This is a genomic window from Acetivibrio ethanolgignens (genome assembly GCF_001461035.1).
GTDB classification, from domain to species: domain Bacteria; phylum Bacillota; class Clostridia; order Lachnospirales; family Lachnospiraceae; genus Velocimicrobium; species Velocimicrobium ethanolgignens.
This window is the reverse complement of sequence record NZ_LNAM01000001.1, coordinates 69,774-86,920: the sequence shown is the minus strand read 5'-3', so window position 1 is coordinate 86,920 and position 17,147 is coordinate 69,774. Positions and strand designations below refer to the sequence as shown.

Genomic DNA, 17,147 nt, shown 5'->3' with positions numbered 1-17,147 from the left:
TTTCTCCTCATTTCCATCCGACTTAATTCCATTTTTCATCCAGCAGCCGATAGGTTTCCTTCTCAATGGAAAGAATTTCCTCAAAGGTTGGATTTTCTATACGAGTGTGCTTATTAAGTGCATACTCTATCATCTCGTAAATCGTCAGATATCCAATCTCCTTATTTAAAAATCTGGCTACTGCCCTCTCATTTGCTGCATTGTATACGGTAGGCACACTGCCACCCGCCTTTCCTGCCTCATAAGCCATTGAAAGACCTCGAAAGGTCTCCATATCCGGCTTCTCAAAGGTAATTCCACCCATACTCCCAAAATCCAGCCTGTCACCACTCAAAGGGCTTCGGTATGGATAATACAAGGCATACTGAATCGGCAGCCGCATATCTGGTGTCCCCAGCTGTGCCATAACAGCTCCATCTGTAAATTGTACCATGGAGTGAATAATGCTTTGTGGCTGCAGCACCACCTGGATGTTATCAAAGTCCACATCAAACAACCATTTTGCCTCAATAACCTCCAGCCCCTTGTTAACCATAGTGGACGAATCAATGGTAATCTTTCTTCCCATCGCCCAGTTTGGATGCTTTAGAGCATCCTCTACCTGGATATCTTTCAAATCAGAAAGCTTCCGTCCTCGAAATGGCCCGCCGGAGGCTGTCAAAATAAGCCTTTCAACCTCTTTTTCTCCATGAAGTCCCTGCAGGCACTGGAAAATTGCAGAATGTTCACTGTCCACCGGGAGAAGCTTCACACCCTTTTCCTTCACCAATGGCATAATAATATGTCCTGCTGTTACCAGTGTTTCCTTGTTGGCCAGTGCAATATCCTTGCCGGCCTTTATCGCCTCTATTGTAGGAAGAATACCAATCATACCAACAACGGCTCCTACCACAATATCTGCTGAGACCTCTGTCGCACAGGCAATCATGCCCTCCATACCATTTACAACGCCGATTCCCGTATCAGAAAGGCGTTTCTTAAGCTCTAATGCCTTTTCACTATCCCAGACACACACAAGCTTTGGGAGAAATTCTCTCGCCTGTACCTCCAGCTTATCAATACTGGAGCCGGCTGCTAACGCTGTTATTTCAAAATCCTCCCTATGCTCTCTTACTACTTCAAGAGTCTGACATCCAATAGAGCCTGTTGAACCTAAAATTACGATTCTTTTCATCCTTTATCCCCATTCCTACAATAATTCTGCCAGAAAGTACACAATCGGTGCCGTAAAAATAATACTGTCGAAGCGATCCAGAATACCACCATGTCCCGGTATCAGATGTCCATAATCCTTAATATTATGATTTCTTTTAATCGCTGAAGCTGTCCAGTCACCCAGCTGGGAAATCACAGAGGAGGCTCCTCCAATAATAGCGAAAATAAGCTCCGGATTTTGCACTCCTGCAATCCCATTTTTTACTAACAGGGCATACAAAAAGCCTAACAGAGCGGCTCCAGCCACACCACCAATACAGCCCTCGATACTTTTCTTTGGGCTAAGGGCCGAAAGCTTTGCCGGCAGATGGTGCTTTCCAATCAGCATGCCCACACAGTAAGCACAGGTATCAGACCCCCAGGCACCAATGAAAATCAGCCACACTAAAAGATGTCCGTCCTCCAGCATCCGCACCCGGTAAATATAAGAAAGCATCACCGTTACATAAAAAATACCAAAAAACGCCATCGTTACATGCTCTGAATTGTACCTCGGATAGGCAAGCACATAAATAATTAAAAATAGCATCAAAAGACCAATGATTAAGTGCGTAATCCCCGACTCTTTACTAAAAAGAATCAAAAGGTCAAAACACAGGCTTCCCAGATAAGCCACATAGCCCATGAAGGATTTATGAATCCCAACGGTTCTGTATAATTCAAATAGGCCTATCAGTGAAATCACTGCTACTGTCCAGAAAAGAACATCTCCTCCCAGCACCATAACAGCTACTGTAACAATCATAAGTACTATTCCGCTTATCAACCGCGTACCAAACATGTCATTCCTCCCGCTTACTTAACGCCTCCGAATCTTCTTTCCCGCTTATTATAATAATCGATAGCCTTTTCAAGCTCTTTTTTATCAAAGTCCGGCCACAAAACATCTGTAAAATAGAACTCCGTATAAGCCAGCTGCCAAAGCAGATAATTGGACAGGCGAAGCTCTCCGCTGGTGCGGATTAGCAAATCCGGATCCGGTATTCCTGCCGTATCCAAATAATCAGAAAAGCCTTCTTCATCCAGCTCTTCTTTTGTTATCCTGCCGTCCTCATAATCTGTCAAAATCTTTTTTACTGCCCGTAAAATTTCATCTCTGCTTCCATAATTCAGGGCCACCTGAAAATTAAGTCCTGTATTCTCAGAGGATACTGACTCTAGCTCCTTTATTTTTTTCTGCAATTCAGTATCCAATGCCGTAATATCTCCCAGCACCCGGACCTTCATATTATTTTTTTTACTTGTCTTCAAACAATCCTTCAAATAACTGGAAAGAAGCTTCATTAATGCATCTACTTCTTCCTGGGGCCTTGACCAGTTTTCCGTTGAAAATGCGTATACGGTCAGATATTTTACCCCCATGTCATAGGCTGCCTGGCAGATTTTCTCTACCGCCCGGCTTCCCTGGGCATGCCCAACATTTCTTGGAAGACCTCTTTTTTTTGCCCAACGGCCATTTCCATCTAAAATAATCGCAATATGCGTTGGAATTCTTTTTTCCACTTCTGCCATAATCAACCTCTTTTCAAAGCACTTATAGGGGCTCAAACAAAATATATATCATATTCTGCCCAAGCCCCCATTGTCTTTTAAACCGTAAGAATTTCTTTTGATTTTGCTTCGATTTCCCTATCAACTTCCTCGATGTACTTATCTGTCAGCTTCTGAATCTTTGTCTCAGACTGCTTTAATTCATCCTCTGAAATCTCACTGTTCTTGTTTTCCTTCTTCAATACATCATTAGCTTCCCGACGGATGTTACGAATGGCAACCTTTGCTTCCTCACCCTTTTTCTTAACATCCTTTACCAGTTCTTTTCTTCGTTCCTCGGTAAGCTCTGGAAATACAAGGCGAATTGCCTTTCCATCGTTGCTAGGGGTAAGTCCTAAATCAGAAGCCAAAATTGCCTTTTCAATATCCTTGATAATGGAGCTTTCCCAAGGCTGAATCATAATAACCCTTGCCTCTGGAACGGAAACATTAGCTACAGACTGCAGCCCGGATGGCTGTCCATAATAATCAATCTTAATTTTATCTAACAGATGAGGATTCGCACGTCCTGCACGGATAGCTCCATACTCCTCTTTTAGGTTTGCCACTGATTTCTGCATTTTGTCTTCATATTTTGCTATTTCCATTGTTTTTCCTCCTAGAATTCATTTTAAATTTAATTAAACCGTTACTCTTGTTCCTGATATCTCGCCTCTTGCTGCACGGACAATACTGTTTTCCTCCTGAAGAGCAAATACCAGAAGTGGCATCTTATTCTCCAGACACATAATTGTAGCTGTCAAATCAATCACCTTTAATTTTTTATCTAGTACCTCCTGCATGGAAATTTCATCATATTTCCTTGCCATAGGGTTCTCCTTCGGATCACTGTCATATACCCCGTCAATCGCCTTTGCCAGCAAAATAATATCAGCTTCCATCTCAATAGAACGAAGCACAATACCGGTATCTGTAGAAAAATATGGATGTCCAGTACCACCAGCAAAAAATACTACCATACCCTTTTGAAAGTACTTATTAGCTCTATCCTTAGAAAAAAGCTTCGTCATGGAGCCACACTCAAAAGGAGTAAGAATCTGGGTTTTCATACCTACATACCGGAAAATCTCTGATACATAGATACAATTCATAATTGTAGCCAGCATGCCAATCTGGTCGGCCTTTGTGCGGTCAATCGTCTCACTGGTTCTTCCTCTCCAGAAGTTGCCACCACCGATAACGATACCCACCTGAATACCATCCTCCGTAAGCTGTTTTACCTGTTTTGCTACCTGGATGCAGGTAGCCTCATCAAAGCCCTGTTTCTTTTCGCCAGCCAGGGCCTCACCACTGAGCTTTAACATAACCCGGTTATATTTTTTCATCATTCTAGTTCTCTCCACTAAAGAAATTATCCAGATCTACATCTGAGTAGGACAGAGAGCAATATCCGTCAAGAACTGCTCCATTATTAATCTGTACGGATTTTGCATTAATATTTCCTTTTACAATAGCTGTAGAATCTACAATAACAGGTCCGTTTACATCAACCTCACCTTTAACAGCTCCTGCAATCACTGCAGAGGTTCCACTGATATCACCCACAACAATCGTACCTACACCAACCTTGACACTGCCTTGGCTGTTTAAGTTACCCTCCAGGCGGGAGGTATTAACATAAATTTCTTTTGCTGTAGAGCTTCCAGATACCGTACCTACAATAGAAAGCTTTCCGAGACATTCAATATCACCGGTAATTGTTCCAAAAACCTCCAAAGAGCCATCGGAAGAAATACTTCCGTTAATTGTTGTTCCTTTCGTAATAATAGTAGTGTTTTCACCACTTTCCGGTGGTGTCAGAGTCTCCTCCTTAACCAATTCTTTTTCTGCCGGCACCTCCTGCTCTTCTTCCATCAGCTGCTCCAGCAGATCTTTCTCTACATTGCTGTCCTCGTACATTTCCTTTTCTCCCATTTTTATATCCTCCTCAGGCTCGTTCTTAATTTCTTCTATTTTTGTTTCCTGGGCAAGCGGTTCTGCTTCTACCCATTTTTCCTCTTCCTCTTCTCTAAGCATCCGTTCTATTTCACGAAGCTCTTCATCCTCTTCTTCTTCAACAGCCTCCTCTTCCTCCGGCTCTACCGACTCTTCCTCAGAGTCCAGCCGGTCAAGAGCCTGGAAAAATTCATCTTCAAGACTGATTTCATCCTCCCCAGGCTCCTCTGTCTCTTCCTCCTTGTTTTTCTCCAAATTATTAAGCAGCTCATCCTCAGGTAAAAGTTCATTTACTGCTTGAGACCAGTCTTCCTTTAAATCTTTTAAAAAGCCCATGTATGTTCCTCCTGTATGTAAATTCTATTTGACGCTATCTGCCTTTATATGCTGAATCGGATTGGTATAATCACTGATCGGCAAAATCACATAGCCTTCTTTTTTTAGCTTTTTAATCAGCGTTGGAAGTGATTTCACCGTTGTATCCCTTGATACGGTATCATGCATCAGTACAATAGAATTATTGTTCTTGTGAACCCCTTCCATAACGGTAGTAACCATCTGCTTTTCTGTATAATTCTTACCTGTTGCATCTCCATTTACTACATTCCAGTCAAAATAGGTAATTCCCTTCTGGTTTAGATAAGAAATACATTTTTTAATAGAAACCTTGCTGACCTGATTACTGCTCCCACCCGGGAAACGATAGTATTTCGGCCGAACTCCGGTTGTCTTATATAAAAGATCACTCAGCTTCTCTACATCCTTTTTAAAGCTGTCCAGATTCTTATAAATCTGTTCGTACTTATGAGTATAAGTATGCATTGCCAGTGTGTGTCCTTCATCAACAATTCTTTTATAAATCCTTTTTGATTCTCTGTCAGTTCTTCCTATCACAAAAAAGGTTGCCTTTACACCATATTCCTTCAATATATCCAAAAGTTCATCTGAATACCGGCTTGGGCCGTCATCAAAAGTAAGATATACCTTTTTCTTTTCCGTACTCTGCTCTAACAGCTCCTCTGGTGTAAGCACTTCTTCTGTAGATTCTTCCAAAACAGGCTCCTCTGCCTCTGACACATCTGCCATAGTGGCTTCATCCTCTACCTCAGCAGCATAAATAACCTGTGAGCCTTCCTTTGTCTGGGTCTCTTTACGTTCCTTCAGATAGGCCTGATACTCCTTATCATGCATCTCCACCAAAGCTTCCACCTGTTTTTCCAGCCTGTTCACCTTTATAAGCATCATAAAGCAGCAAACCGTTGGTATAATAAGCAGAAGAAAAACAGCCGCTATAATCACATGCTTTATCCTTTTAACTCTTTTTCTCCTGTGTTCTTCCTTACTATTATGACAGTAAGTAGCATTTACAGTCATTTTATCATTCCTTTACATAATCATACAACTCTATTCTATCACACTTAACCTCATTTTCCAAATAAAAATATTGGAAATTTTAAAAAATTTTTATTTTATGTTTTTATTTTTCTTTTTTACGGTTGTTCTTTTTCTATTTCCATGCTATATTTATTTTGAATATTTCTGGAGGAAAGGCTGGTTTCATCATGAAAATTGGTTTTGATAACAAAAAATACCTGCAAATGCAGTCAGAGCATATAAAAGAACGAATTGCCGCCTTTGATAACAAGCTCTATCTGGAATTTGGCGGCAAGCTTTTTGACGATTATCACGCTTCCCGTGTACTTCCCGGCTTTGCACCGGACAGTAAGCTAAAAATGCTTTTACAGCTTAAGGACCAGGCCGAAATCGTTATTGTCATCAGTGCTGAAGATATGGAAAAAAACAAGATCCGCGGCGACTTAGGCATCACCTATGACCAGGATGTACTGCGTCTGATAAATGCCTTTGAAGGCATGGGACTTATGGTAGGCAGTGTCGTAATTACAAAATATACCGGACAGTCGGCTGCAGACCAGTTCCGTACCCGTCTTACCAACCTAGGCATCCGTTCCTATCTTCATTACAATATCGAGGGCTATCCAAGCAATATTGCTCACATTGTAAGCGATGAAGGCTATGGTAAAAATGACTATATCGAAACAAGCCGCCCTCTGGTTGTCATCACAGCACCAGGCCCGGGCAGCGGGAAAATGGCAACCTGCCTGTCACAGCTGTATCACGAGCATAAACGCGGTGTCAAGGCCGGCTATGCCAAATTTGAGACCTTTCCAATCTGGAATCTTCCACTAAAGCATCCGGTCAACCTTGCTTACGAGGCCGCAACTGCCGATTTAAATGATGTCAATATGATTGACCCCTTCCATCTGGAGGCCTATGGAAAAACTACGGTAAATTATAACCGTGATGTTGAAATTTTTCCTGTGCTCAATGCCATGTTTGAGAAAATTCTTGGCAAAAGTCCATACAAATCTCCTACAGATATGGGAGTCAATATGGCAGGAAACTGTATTATTGATGACGAGGCCTGCCGGGAGGCTTCCCGACAGGAAATTATCCGGCGTTATTACCAGTGCCTGTGTGATATCAAACGGGGCTTAAGCTCCCGTCAGGTTCTTTTAAAGCTTGAGCTTCTAATGAACCAGGCCAATGTCACCATAGAAGACCGAGGCGTAGTAAAAGCGGCTATGGAGCGGGAAGCGGCTACAGGGCATCCCGCAGCTGCGATTGAGCTGCCAGATGGACGTCTTATCACAGGAAAGACCTCTGACCTTTTAGGAGCCTCTGCTGCTGCCCTTTTAAATGCAATAAAAGCGATTGCAGGCATTGACCACGATACCCATCTGGTATCACCCCAGGCCATTGAACCAATCCAGATTTTAAAGACCTCCTATCTGGGAAGCCAGAACCCACGTCTTCATACAGATGAGATTCTGATTGCCCTTTCCGCCAGTGCTGCTTCAAACGATGCTGCAAAGCTGGCCTTAGAGCAGCTTCCAAAGCTCAGGGGCTGCGAGGTTCATTCCAGTGTTCTTCTTTCCTCTGTAGATGAAAGAACCTTTAAGAAGCTGGGTGTCCACCTGACCTGTGAACCAAAAAATGAAGAAAAAGAAAAGTAGAAAAAAGTCCGCTGGTTTTTGTTTAAACCAACGGACTTTCTATTATATATATTTACTGTTCTAAGGATAAATCTGCCATTACAATACCGATAATCCTTCCATTCATACGAATTGGTACAGAAAGTGCAATACAGTACTCGTTCGTATCGATAGAAATATATGGCTCTGACTGATAATTATGTCCTTGAATCGACTCCTTAAAATACGGTCTGTGAGCAAAATTTGCATATAGCTCTTCTCTTGGTCCTTCATCCAGAGTAATCCCTATCGTATCACCCTTGTCATCCATAACTGTCAAAAGGCAGAAGATAGGATAGTGATGAATGTATTCCCGAAGGGTTACATTACAACGTTCTTCCTCCAGAGACATAATTGAGCTTTCCGCTGCAATTTTAGTCAGAATATCAACGGCACTTTTAATATACTGCCGTGTCTTATCATCCAATACAAAATTCTTTGCAAAAGAAGAAACCGTCCCTGCCATATCCTTATTCATAGAGCCAAGCTCCTTGATATTACCAGCCATTTCACTGATAACCTCCAGCTGCTGCCGGGAACGCTGTGCAGAATCTCTTACTTCTTCTGTTGTATTGATTACAAAATCAGAAATTGAATTAATCGCTGCCTCAATATTTTTCAGCTTTTTCTCCTGCTGGTCAATCGCGGCTGTAATATTTTCAATCGCTGTTAAGGTCTGTTTGCTATTACCTTCCATGCCTACAAACTTTTCGCTGGTATTTTTCGCATATTCATAAGAATCCCGCATTACCTCAAGGTTGGTTTCCATCGTATCTGACACTTCAGAAATACCATTTTCTACCTTATTTGTAATCCGCTGAATCTCCTCTGCCTGTACAGCACTCATTTCAGCCAGCTTACGAATCTCTTCTGCAACAACGGCAAAGCCTCTTCCTGCTTCTCCTGCTCTGGCAGCCTCAATAGAAGCATTTAGGGAAAGCAGATTCGTTGTCTCGCTGATATCCTTTACCGTATCGGAAATCACCCTGATTTCCTCAGCTCTGGCATTTAATTCCTGAAGCTTTCCTGCCAGCCTTTCCTCCAGTTCAAAGGAACTCTGTATCTTTTCCATCAGGTTATCAAACATAACGTTGCTTTCCTTGATGGAATTTTTCATATCCACGGCAAACTGCTCCAGCGTATTTGCATTATGTACGACATCCTCCTGCTGACCGACAATTTCTTCCATGTCATCCTTAACTACAATCATCTGCTCCTGCTGACTGTCCATGTGCCTGGAAATCGTCTGGATTGCAGTTACATTATCCTTTACATTCTGCTCGATATTGTACATCTTTCTATTTAAATCCTCGCAGTAGTTAAGAATCTTATCGCAGATTTCGCTAGATTTTCCAATCAGCATACGAACATTGCTAATAAATACATTGCAAAAATGTACCACTTTATTAATTCCCGGGGCTTTAGTTCCCTTGATTTTCTTGGTCAAGTCTCCCTCTGCAATATGCTCCATTCCATCCTGAAATCTTTTTGATGTTCTGATGTAGGCAAGCAACACCAGCAACAAAAAAAGCGATGTAACAAAAAATACCACGCTTAAAATAGTAGTTAACATAAAAATATCTCCTATCCTCTATCTGTGAGTGGCACGACTGCAAAAAATACAAGCTCAGCATCACTATCATTTATCAGGCTATGGGCATGTCCCTTTGGACAGTAATGGCAGACTCCTGCCTCCACCCTTTCATAGCTGCCATCATAAAGCACCTTTCCACAGCCCTCCAGAATATAAATAATCTCACTGCTGGTATCGTGGGTATGTAACCCAATTGTCGCTCCCGGCTTAAGCCTTCCCTTTAAAATTTTATTGTGATTATCCACAAACATCTTTGCATAAAGCTCCTTTTCTCCACCAACAAAATGCTCCAGCACCTTTTCTTCCATTTCATTATAATTGAGTATCATAGCTTTACCTCCTGTTTTCCTTTATTTATTTCTTCCTGTCGCCGCCTTCTTCTGACCCGGTTTATATGTCTTTCAAAATCTCCGTTATTGATAAATTCAGCAAGAACATACTGTTCAAAGGCAGGCACCGTACAGGAATAGAAACCTATTTTACTTAAAAACACCTCTACCAGCTCACTTGGCAGCACCATGTAGCCGATTCGCATGGATGGTGCTATCGTTTTGGAAAATGTATTTATATAAATCACACTGTGCAGGGGCTCCAAGGAAAAAACCGTATCCTCATGCTTCGTCGATACCGTAAATTCAGAGCCAAAGTCGTCCTCTATTATAATTCCATCCCGTTTTGCAGCCCATTCGATGTATTCATTTCTTTTGGAAGCACTTGCTGTCACACCACTCGGAAAGCTTTTAAAGGGTGTAACATGAAGAACTGATGCCCTTGTTTTATTCAATTCCGCAGTGAGAATTCCATCCTTTCCCATTTTCAGCATATCGCATTCAATGCCGTTTGCCGTATATACAGAATATATCTTATCATAGGACGGATTTTCAAGGGCATAGATTCTGTCACGCCCTAAAAGCTGGACAAGCAAGCTATATAGATACTCTGCTCCTGAGCCTATTACAATCTGATGAGGCATAACCTTAATTCCCTTGCTTCTGGCAAGATAATCGGAAATGGCACGCTGCAGCTCATGACTGCCTAAGTTAGGTGGCTTTATCAATATCTGCTCTCCATATTTAGAGAGTACATTTCTCATCGTTCTGGCAAAAACAGAAAACGGAAAGCTCTCATCCCGGTTATAATGACTGGGTGTTATCTGTACTTCCTTTTCCTCAGCCTCAAGCACAGGAAAGAAGTCCCTTTTCTTATAGGTAACATAATATCCGCTGCGTTCTCTTGCTTCAATATATCCCTCATCACACAGGATATTATAGGCATGCTCTACAGTCACTACGCTTGTCATCGTTTCTGCCGCCAGAAAGCGTTTTGATGGCAGTCTGTCACCATACTTGTATAAGGAATTTGTAATATCATGTCTTAGCTGAAGATACAGCTGCATATAAGCACTCTGGGCAGAGCTTGCATCTATAGAATATTTCATCTGGTTATATAAAAATCTCCTCATCTGATAATTGCAATACTATCACCTCATATTATAATAGTTTTATATAAAGATGTAAAGGAGAATTTGAATATGAAAAATGAACGCTTTGAATTAAACAAAAATCTGGCACAGATGCTGAAAGGAGGCGTTATCATGGATGTCACCACACCAGAGCAGGCTAAAATTGCCGAAAGTGCCGGGGCCTGTGCCGTTATGGCTCTTGAAAGAATTCCTGCTGATATCAGGGCTGCCGGTGGTGTATCCAGAATGAGTGACCCTAAAATGATTAAGGGAATACAGGAGGCTGTAAGTATACCTGTTATGGCAAAGTGCAGAATTGGTCATTTTGCTGAAGCACAGATATTACAAGCCATCGAAATTGATTACATAGATGAAAGTGAGGTATTATCCCCTGCTGATGACAAATACCACATTGATAAAACAGCCTTTCAGGTTCCCTTTGTCTGCGGTGCAAAGGATCTGGGCGAAGCCCTTAGACGAATTAATGAGGGTGCTTCCATGATACGAACTAAAGGTGAGCCAGGCACAGGTGATATAGTCCAGGCAGTCCGCCATATGCGGCTGATGCAGGCAGAAATCTGCCGACTAGCCTCCATGCGTACAGATGAGCTTTATGATGCAGCAAAGCAGCTACAGGTACCATACGATTTGGTTTTATATGTACATGATCACAAAAAACTTCCTGTCGTTAATTTTGCCGCTGGTGGTGTTGCAACTCCTGCGGATGCCGCTCTCATGATGCAGCTGGGAGCAGAGGGCGTGTTCGTTGGCTCTGGAATATTTAAGTCTGGTAATCCAGAAAAACGTGCAGCGGCTATTGTGAAGGCTGTTTCAAACTTTAACGATGCTAAAATGCTTGCAGAGCTTTCCGAGGATCTTGGAGAAGCAATGGTAGGCATTAATGAGCAGGAAATCGAGCTTCTTATGGCGGAAAGGGGGAAATAATTTGACAATTGGAGTTTTAGCTGTACAGGGAGCTTTTATTGAACATGAGAAGCTGCTCTCCGAGCTTGGTGTTTCCTCTTTTGAAATCAGACAAAAGTCTGATTTGAGAAAATCCTTTGACGGATTAATCCTTCCTGGCGGCGAAAGCACCGTTCAGGGAAAGCTTTTGAGAGAGCTTAATATGCTTGACGAGATAAAGCATGGCATTGAGCAAGGGCTTCCTGTTTTCGGAACCTGCGCCGGACTGATTTTGCTGGCAAAAAACATAGCAGAGGAGGATCCACATCTGGGAACTATGGATATCCTGGCAGTAAGGAATGCCTACGGCCGGCAGCTGGGGAGCTTTTATACCAACAGCCATTTTCAGGGAATCGGAGAAGTTCCTATGACCTTTATACGGGCTCCGTATATAAAATCAGCAGGTCCAGATGTTGATATTTTAGCCGAGGTCGACGGAAAAATTGTTGCCGCACGACAGAAAAATCAGCTTGTAGCAGCCTTTCATCCAGAGCTTAACAATGACCTGAGGATACATAATTATTTTCTTGACATAATACGGAAATGATTTAGTTCCTTCTAAGAAGGGAGCATCTTCCCTGCGATGCTCCCTTAATTTTATCTCTGCTTAAACCATAACTTCATTGTATCCAATACCTTGACCAGCTCTTCCTCCGTAATCACATATGGAACCATGGCATATAGGTATTTCAAAAAAGGCCTGCTAAACACTCCCCGTTCATAAGCGAATTGCTGATACCCTTTCAATGTATCAGCATCCTTTACTTCCACACAGATGCAGCCACCCATTATTCTAACTTCTTTTATTCTTGAATCAGAAAATCCTTCCATTTCCCGATGGGTAACTTCCTCTATTCTTTGAATTTTTTCCATATAACCCTGGCTCTCAAAAATCTCAATCGATTTTAATGCTACACTACATGCCCAATGTACCCTCCAGTCAGTGCCTTTCCAAGTACCAGAATATCTGGCAGAACCAAATCTGCCACAAATCGGTTGCCAGTACGTCCAAAACCAGTTGCTACCTCGTCAAAAATCAGCAACACTCCATACTGGTCACAAAGTTCTCTGGCACGCTTCAGAAAAGAAACATCGTACATTCTCATTCCTCCCGCTCCCTGAAGCAACGGTTCCACAATAAAGCAATTTAATCGGTCATGATATTTTTCAAAAGCCTGTTCCAGTGCCTCTACCTCCGTAGGAATATGTACTACGTATTTGCTAGAGCCGTATGCTTTCAAAACAAAAGGAATAATTCAAATCACCTGGAAGAAAGTTTTGCAGCCTTTCTGACAGTTTCTGTACTGGTTCATGGGTCAAACCACCTAACATCACATGAGAAAATTTTTCCACCTGTGAAATAAGTGCCTGATTTAATTCTGGATGTTTATAGCCATGAATAACACTCCACCAAGAAGATACTGAATCTATTAGTTTCTGTTCCTCCGTATACAAATAGACCCCCTCTGCATTTACAATTTTATAAGGGGCTTTCATTGTTTTCATTTGTTCATATGGATACCAAATCACTCTTCTCCCTCCTCATACAACGACTTTAACAAATCTACCGATATATCCAGATCTGTAGCTCCCTCCTGGACACAGGCAACCACCTTTACACCAGTCAAATATTCACACATTTTTAAATTGTCCTGCTGCATCGCATCCTGCGGTTGAAAATGATTGAAAATAATTCCCTTCAGAGGAATATCATGCTCTTTCATATAAAACGCAGTCAGTCCCACACCATTAATAGTACCAAGTCCAGCAACTGCTACAAGCAAGCATCCCACATTACAGGCCTTAATTACATCCGAAAGCCATATCTTTGTTTTATCAAAACAAATGGGACAGAGAATGCCTCCCGACCCCTCTATTGTAACATATTCGTAGCTTTTACAGGCCTTCCGAAATCCATCTAATACTACCTCCAGCTGCACCGGATTTCCTTCCATTCTGGATGCTAAGTGAGGAGAAACTTCATTTTCATAAATATAAGGACACATTTCTTCTACAGGCTGGCTAATCCCATATATCTTTGACACATAAACAGCATCCCCTGGTTCCAGACTACCGTCACTTCTTCGCCCATTACCACTCATAGCAGCCTTGTAATAAGCTGCAGAAGCTCCATTTTCCTTTAGCTTTTTTAGTATCAAGCCAGATATATAAGTTTTTCCAATATCCGTCCCTGTTCCCGTAATAAACAAATTCTTACTCATTTCCATACCCCACTTCATATCCCAGCCCTCTTAATAGCTTCATATCTGTTTCTACTGTAATTCCTGCTGTAGTAAGCATGTCACCGGAAATAGCTGCATTTGCTCCAGACTGAAAACAGCTTTTACCTTTATCTGCCAGCAGTCCCCGTCCTCCGGCAAGACGAATTGAGGCATCTGGCAGAATAAAACGATATATTGCCACAATTCGACACATATCCTCTGATGTCATCCTTTTGTTGTTTTCAAAGGGAGTGCCAGGAATCGGATTTAACATATTAACAGGCACACTTTTAATTCTCAGTTCTCGTAAAGTAAAGGCCATGTCAATACGATCCTCTGGTGTTTCCCCAAGTCCCATAATACCACCACTACACACAGACAATCCGGCAGCCTGTGCGGCTTTAATTGCATTTATCTTATCCTCAAAGGTATGGGTAGTACATATATTAGAAAAATTCTTTCGAGAAGTTTCCAAATTATTATGAACTCGTGTTACTCCAGCCGCTCTCAATTTGCGATACTGTTCTTCATTTAGAAGACCAAAAGAAATACAGACTGCAATACCTGTTTTCTCTCGTATCTGTTGCACCGCACCACACATCTGATTTATCTCCTTATCAGATAGCCTTTTTCCGGAGGTAACAATAGAATATCGAAGAACTCCTTGCTCATCATTTTTTTTCGCCTTTATCACAATCTCTTCTGTCGGAAGCAATGGATATTCTTCCGCATTCGTGTGATTATGAATTGACTGGGCACAAAAACGGCAGTTTTCAGAACAGCGACCGCTTTTCCCATTGATAATCGTGCAAATATCAAATCTATTAGAACAAAAGTGTGCCCGGATTTCATCTGCCTTTCTGCACAATTTTTCTAGTGGCTGCTGATATAACCAAACAGCTTCCTCCAGGGTAATTTGTTTCCCCTGCATAACCCCATTTCCTAAGCTTTCAATGTCCAATATTTCTACAACCTTCCTCCGTTAATTAATGCTATCAATCTTTTCCCAAGAATTGCTCCGATAATACACAAAAGAATGTCTCCTGGAACTGCTAAAATAAAGCAATATAAAAACAACGGCCATAACCCAATTGGATTTCCCAGATAAAATCTACTAATCAAATAATAATATAGCCAAAGCTGATTGTCAACTATATATTTATTCAAGTTGACAATCAGCTCTCTTTTATATACTCTATCCAGTTAAAATTCTCTCTTTCATCCTGTCTATCCTCTATGCTTCATCCAGATTTTTTAATCCAAGCTCACGAACTACAATCTCAGCCACCTTGCCGGCACAAAGACCGGTAAAGTAAATACACTGCTCTTTGTGCTCGCCCTTACCCATATCAAACTCTTTCGTCAATATACGACAACAGACAGAATTTTTTCCGTTTACTTCCCTGAACCAGCTATGTAGTTCTTTGACAAGCTCCATACATTTTACAACCTTAGGATCCTTCGGACCATTTTGCTCCGTTCTTCCAAAAAACATGCCTAATGCCAGAATACCGCCATTTACGGCACCGCACATACAGCCGGAACGTCCTGCTCCTACAGCCATACCGGAAGCCATGGCAATGACCTCCTTTGGCACATCCAGCTCAAAGTTGTCCCGGACTGCTGCCATAACTGCCTCACAGCAAAAATAGCCGTCTCTGAAATAAGCCTCTGCATCTTTACCTACCTTCGCTACACTTATCTCTTGTTTAATATTCACTTTAACTCCCTCTTTTCCAAGCATTCTTTTCTGCACAATTTATAATTACTTTGCCAGTATAACACAGAAATCCGGAGTTTTCTATGCTCAAAGAGCTATTTTCCTATCGTTATTTTTTATATAATTTTTATATTTATAGTTTTTTTCTATATGTCCTATGTATTTACCTCCACTCTTTTCTATCCTTTCGTCCCGAGTTTGCCACTTGCCAAAATTAAATATTACCACTTCCAGAACGAGAAAATGTTGAAAAAATGTAACAGTTCAGCCTACCAGCTGAATTAAATAAAAAAGTTGTTGTAAAAGTGCTGAAATTTTTGGGGGTTCTCACTAATTGTTATCCACAGGAAACTTTGGGAATTAGGCCAATTATAAATGATTTTTAGCGCAAAATGGCAAAATTTTTGCGTAGAAAAAACACTTATGCCAATGCTGGTATAAGCACAAGATTTCTGATTGTAAGACCAGCAGCAATAACTTCTTTGCCGTAAGCTGTCGGAAAGTATTTGTAAGTTCCTTTTACCCGCTCAATGATTCCATGGAGACGAAGCCGCTTGAATATTCTGGACATGGCAGACGAACTGATATCGCCCAGATACTGGCGAATGTCTTTTCCCTGCATACCAAAGCTCATGTATTCACCCCGGCTGATTGCCTCCAGTACCTGGAGATCACGTTCTGCAAAGAAATTGAAGCCACGGTAAGAACGTTCACTTTCCATAACAGGACTGGTAACTTTTCTCAGATTTCTGTTTCCATTACTGTGGTCATCAAACGATGAGATGAATTCCAGATACCGGTAGTTGGCTGCTTTCATAATCGTGAATAGCTGGTAAAGGCTATAAATGCTCTTTTTCAACGGGGCTTTCTGTTCCGTAGAACTGCCGTCCCGGTGATCTACCTGCCGTTTTACCCGGAAAGTTCCGATATCATTACAGGTGCTTTCTATCCGTAAGACACAGCCGAACTTATCATACATTTTGATTGATACATCACCCATATGGTGTTTGATCCTCGTCCCGAGAATCCTCTGGTTATAGTTGGTTCCGACTTCTTTCTTACAGTTATAGGTAATGTGCTGTCCCAGAAAAGTGGCAATGTTATCCGGCTTTACTGTAAAGATTGCTGTCCTGACAATCTCATCATAAAGGGGTGCCAGGTCATCCGGATGTTTGAACATGATATCGGTTGCACACTCGATCTGCTGAACCGTCCAGGTGTAACTGAGACCAAGGCTGTCAGCCACAGGACAGTAGCGTCTGGCAAGGACATCAAGGACTTTGTGCAGGTCTTCCGGATTGATCCTGTCGGAGAGCTTCTGTGCAGTCTCAACATCAGCGATTTCAAGGAAAGCGTTGTCATGCATATGGTAAGAGATATCTTTTTTCTTTAGCTTGTGGGCAAGGAGGTTGTGTCCATTCATATAGAATTG

At 41.7% G+C, this 17,147-nt stretch carries 18 protein-coding genes and 2 pseudogenes; 3 read left to right on the top strand and 17 right to left on the bottom strand.

Features of this window, described 5'->3' with window-relative positions; all coding sequences use genetic code 11:
* Positions 1-22: 22 nt before the first annotated feature.
* The 7 genes from ASU35_RS00385 to ASU35_RS00355 all read right to left on the bottom strand — a co-directional run bounded on the left by ASU35_RS00385 (position 23) and on the right by ASU35_RS00355 (position 6,075).
* Complete coding sequence (locus ASU35_RS00385) at positions 23-1,174, bottom strand: 1-deoxy-D-xylulose-5-phosphate reductoisomerase (protein ID WP_058351140.1); 1,152 nt, start codon at positions 1,172-1,174, stop codon at positions 23-25.
* 15 nt (positions 1,175-1,189) lie between these two features.
* Complete coding sequence (locus ASU35_RS00380) at positions 1,190-1,996, bottom strand: phosphatidate cytidylyltransferase (RefSeq protein ID WP_058351139.1); 807 nt, start codon at positions 1,994-1,996, stop codon at positions 1,190-1,192.
* A 14-nt stretch (positions 1,997-2,010) separates the two neighbouring features.
* On the bottom strand, positions 2,011-2,727 hold the full coding sequence (locus ASU35_RS00375) for an isoprenyl transferase (RefSeq protein WP_058351138.1): 717 nt from the start codon (positions 2,725-2,727) through the stop codon (positions 2,011-2,013).
* A gap of 77 nt (positions 2,728-2,804) precedes the next feature.
* A complete protein-coding gene (gene frr / locus ASU35_RS00370) occupies positions 2,805-3,353 on the bottom strand; it encodes a ribosome recycling factor (RefSeq protein WP_058351137.1) in 549 nt (182 codons plus the stop codon).
* Between the two features lie 33 nt (positions 3,354-3,386).
* A complete protein-coding gene (pyrH, locus tag ASU35_RS00365; protein ID WP_058351219.1) occupies positions 3,387-4,091 on the bottom strand; it encodes a UMP kinase in 705 nt (234 codons plus the stop codon).
* A 4-nt stretch (positions 4,092-4,095) separates the two neighbouring features.
* Positions 4,096-5,037 (bottom strand): polymer-forming cytoskeletal protein, encoded by a 942-nt coding sequence (locus tag ASU35_RS00360; RefSeq protein ID WP_058351136.1) that lies wholly within the window; start codon positions 5,035-5,037, stop codon positions 4,096-4,098.
* Between the two features lie 24 nt (positions 5,038-5,061).
* A complete protein-coding gene (locus ASU35_RS00355; protein WP_058351135.1) occupies positions 5,062-6,075 on the bottom strand; it encodes a polysaccharide deacetylase family protein in 1,014 nt (337 codons plus the stop codon).
* 188 nt (positions 6,076-6,263) lie between these two features.
* Here ASU35_RS00355 and ASU35_RS00350 point away from each other — a divergent pair, with 188 nt between their 5' ends.
* Positions 6,264-7,736 (top strand): DUF1846 domain-containing protein, encoded by a 1,473-nt coding sequence (locus ASU35_RS00350; protein ID WP_058351134.1) that lies wholly within the window; start codon positions 6,264-6,266, stop codon positions 7,734-7,736.
* A gap of 52 nt (positions 7,737-7,788) precedes the next feature.
* Here the strand turns inward: ASU35_RS00350 and ASU35_RS00345 are convergent, their stop codons facing one another.
* From ASU35_RS00345 to pdxR, 3 genes are read right to left on the bottom strand one after another with little or no spacing between them, the layout of a single operon-like run.
* A complete protein-coding gene (locus ASU35_RS00345) occupies positions 7,789-9,327 on the bottom strand; it encodes a methyl-accepting chemotaxis protein (RefSeq protein WP_058351133.1) in 1,539 nt (512 codons plus the stop codon).
* A gap of 11 nt (positions 9,328-9,338) precedes the next feature.
* Positions 9,339-9,677, bottom strand: a complete 339-nt coding sequence (locus ASU35_RS00340) for a cupin domain-containing protein (RefSeq protein WP_058351132.1) — start codon at positions 9,675-9,677, stop codon at positions 9,339-9,341.
* Entirely contained in the window at positions 9,674-10,810 is a 1,137-nt protein-coding gene (gene pdxR / locus ASU35_RS00335; RefSeq protein WP_242861167.1) for a MocR-like pyridoxine biosynthesis transcription factor PdxR, read from the bottom strand. The genes ASU35_RS00340 and pdxR overlap by 4 nt, the downstream gene beginning before the upstream one ends.
* A 69-nt stretch (positions 10,811-10,879) precedes the next feature.
* Here pdxR and pdxS point away from each other — a divergent pair, with 69 nt between their 5' ends.
* Positions 10,880-11,755 carry a pyridoxal 5'-phosphate synthase lyase subunit PdxS gene (gene pdxS, locus ASU35_RS00330; RefSeq protein WP_058351130.1) on the top strand — a complete coding sequence of 292 codons (876 nt, stop codon included), beginning with the start codon at positions 10,880-10,882 and terminating at the stop codon, positions 11,753-11,755.
* Between the two features lies 1 nt (position 11,756).
* Positions 11,757-12,320, top strand: a complete 564-nt coding sequence (gene pdxT / locus ASU35_RS00325) for a pyridoxal 5'-phosphate synthase glutaminase subunit PdxT (protein WP_058351129.1) — start codon at positions 11,757-11,759, stop codon at positions 12,318-12,320.
* Positions 12,321-12,370: 50 nt separating this feature from the next.
* On the opposite strand, the pseudogene ASU35_RS19985 reads toward pdxT, so the two are convergent.
* From ASU35_RS19985 to ASU35_RS19970, 7 genes and pseudogenes are all read right to left on the bottom strand, one after another.
* Positions 12,371-12,909, bottom strand: a pseudogene (locus ASU35_RS19985) (aminotransferase class III-fold pyridoxal phosphate-dependent enzyme).
* Between the two features lie 85 nt (positions 12,910-12,994).
* A complete protein-coding gene (locus ASU35_RS19980) occupies positions 12,995-13,303 on the bottom strand; it encodes an aminotransferase class III-fold pyridoxal phosphate-dependent enzyme (protein ID WP_242861166.1) in 309 nt (102 codons plus the stop codon).
* On the bottom strand, positions 13,300-13,995 hold the full coding sequence (bioD, locus tag ASU35_RS00315) for a dethiobiotin synthase (RefSeq protein WP_058351218.1): 696 nt from the start codon (positions 13,993-13,995) through the stop codon (positions 13,300-13,302). The genes ASU35_RS19980 and bioD overlap by 4 nt, the downstream gene beginning before the upstream one ends.
* Positions 13,988-14,926 carry a biotin synthase BioB gene (gene bioB / locus ASU35_RS00310; RefSeq protein ID WP_058351217.1) on the bottom strand — a complete coding sequence of 313 codons (939 nt, stop codon included), beginning with the start codon at positions 14,924-14,926 and terminating at the stop codon, positions 13,988-13,990. Before bioB ends, bioD begins: the two co-directional genes overlap by 8 nt.
* A gap of 35 nt (positions 14,927-14,961) precedes the next feature.
* Positions 14,962-15,129, bottom strand: a pseudogene (locus tag ASU35_RS19975) (biotin transporter BioY); the annotation flags it as partial.
* 100 nt (positions 15,130-15,229) lie between these two features.
* Positions 15,230-15,715, bottom strand: coding sequence for a C-GCAxxG-C-C family protein (locus tag ASU35_RS00305; RefSeq protein WP_058351216.1), 486 nt, complete (start codon positions 15,713-15,715; stop codon positions 15,230-15,232).
* 421 nt (positions 15,716-16,136) lie between these two features.
* On the bottom strand, positions 16,137-17,147 hold a 1,011-nt coding region (locus tag ASU35_RS19970; RefSeq protein ID WP_058351215.1), incomplete at its 5' end, for a MarR family transcriptional regulator.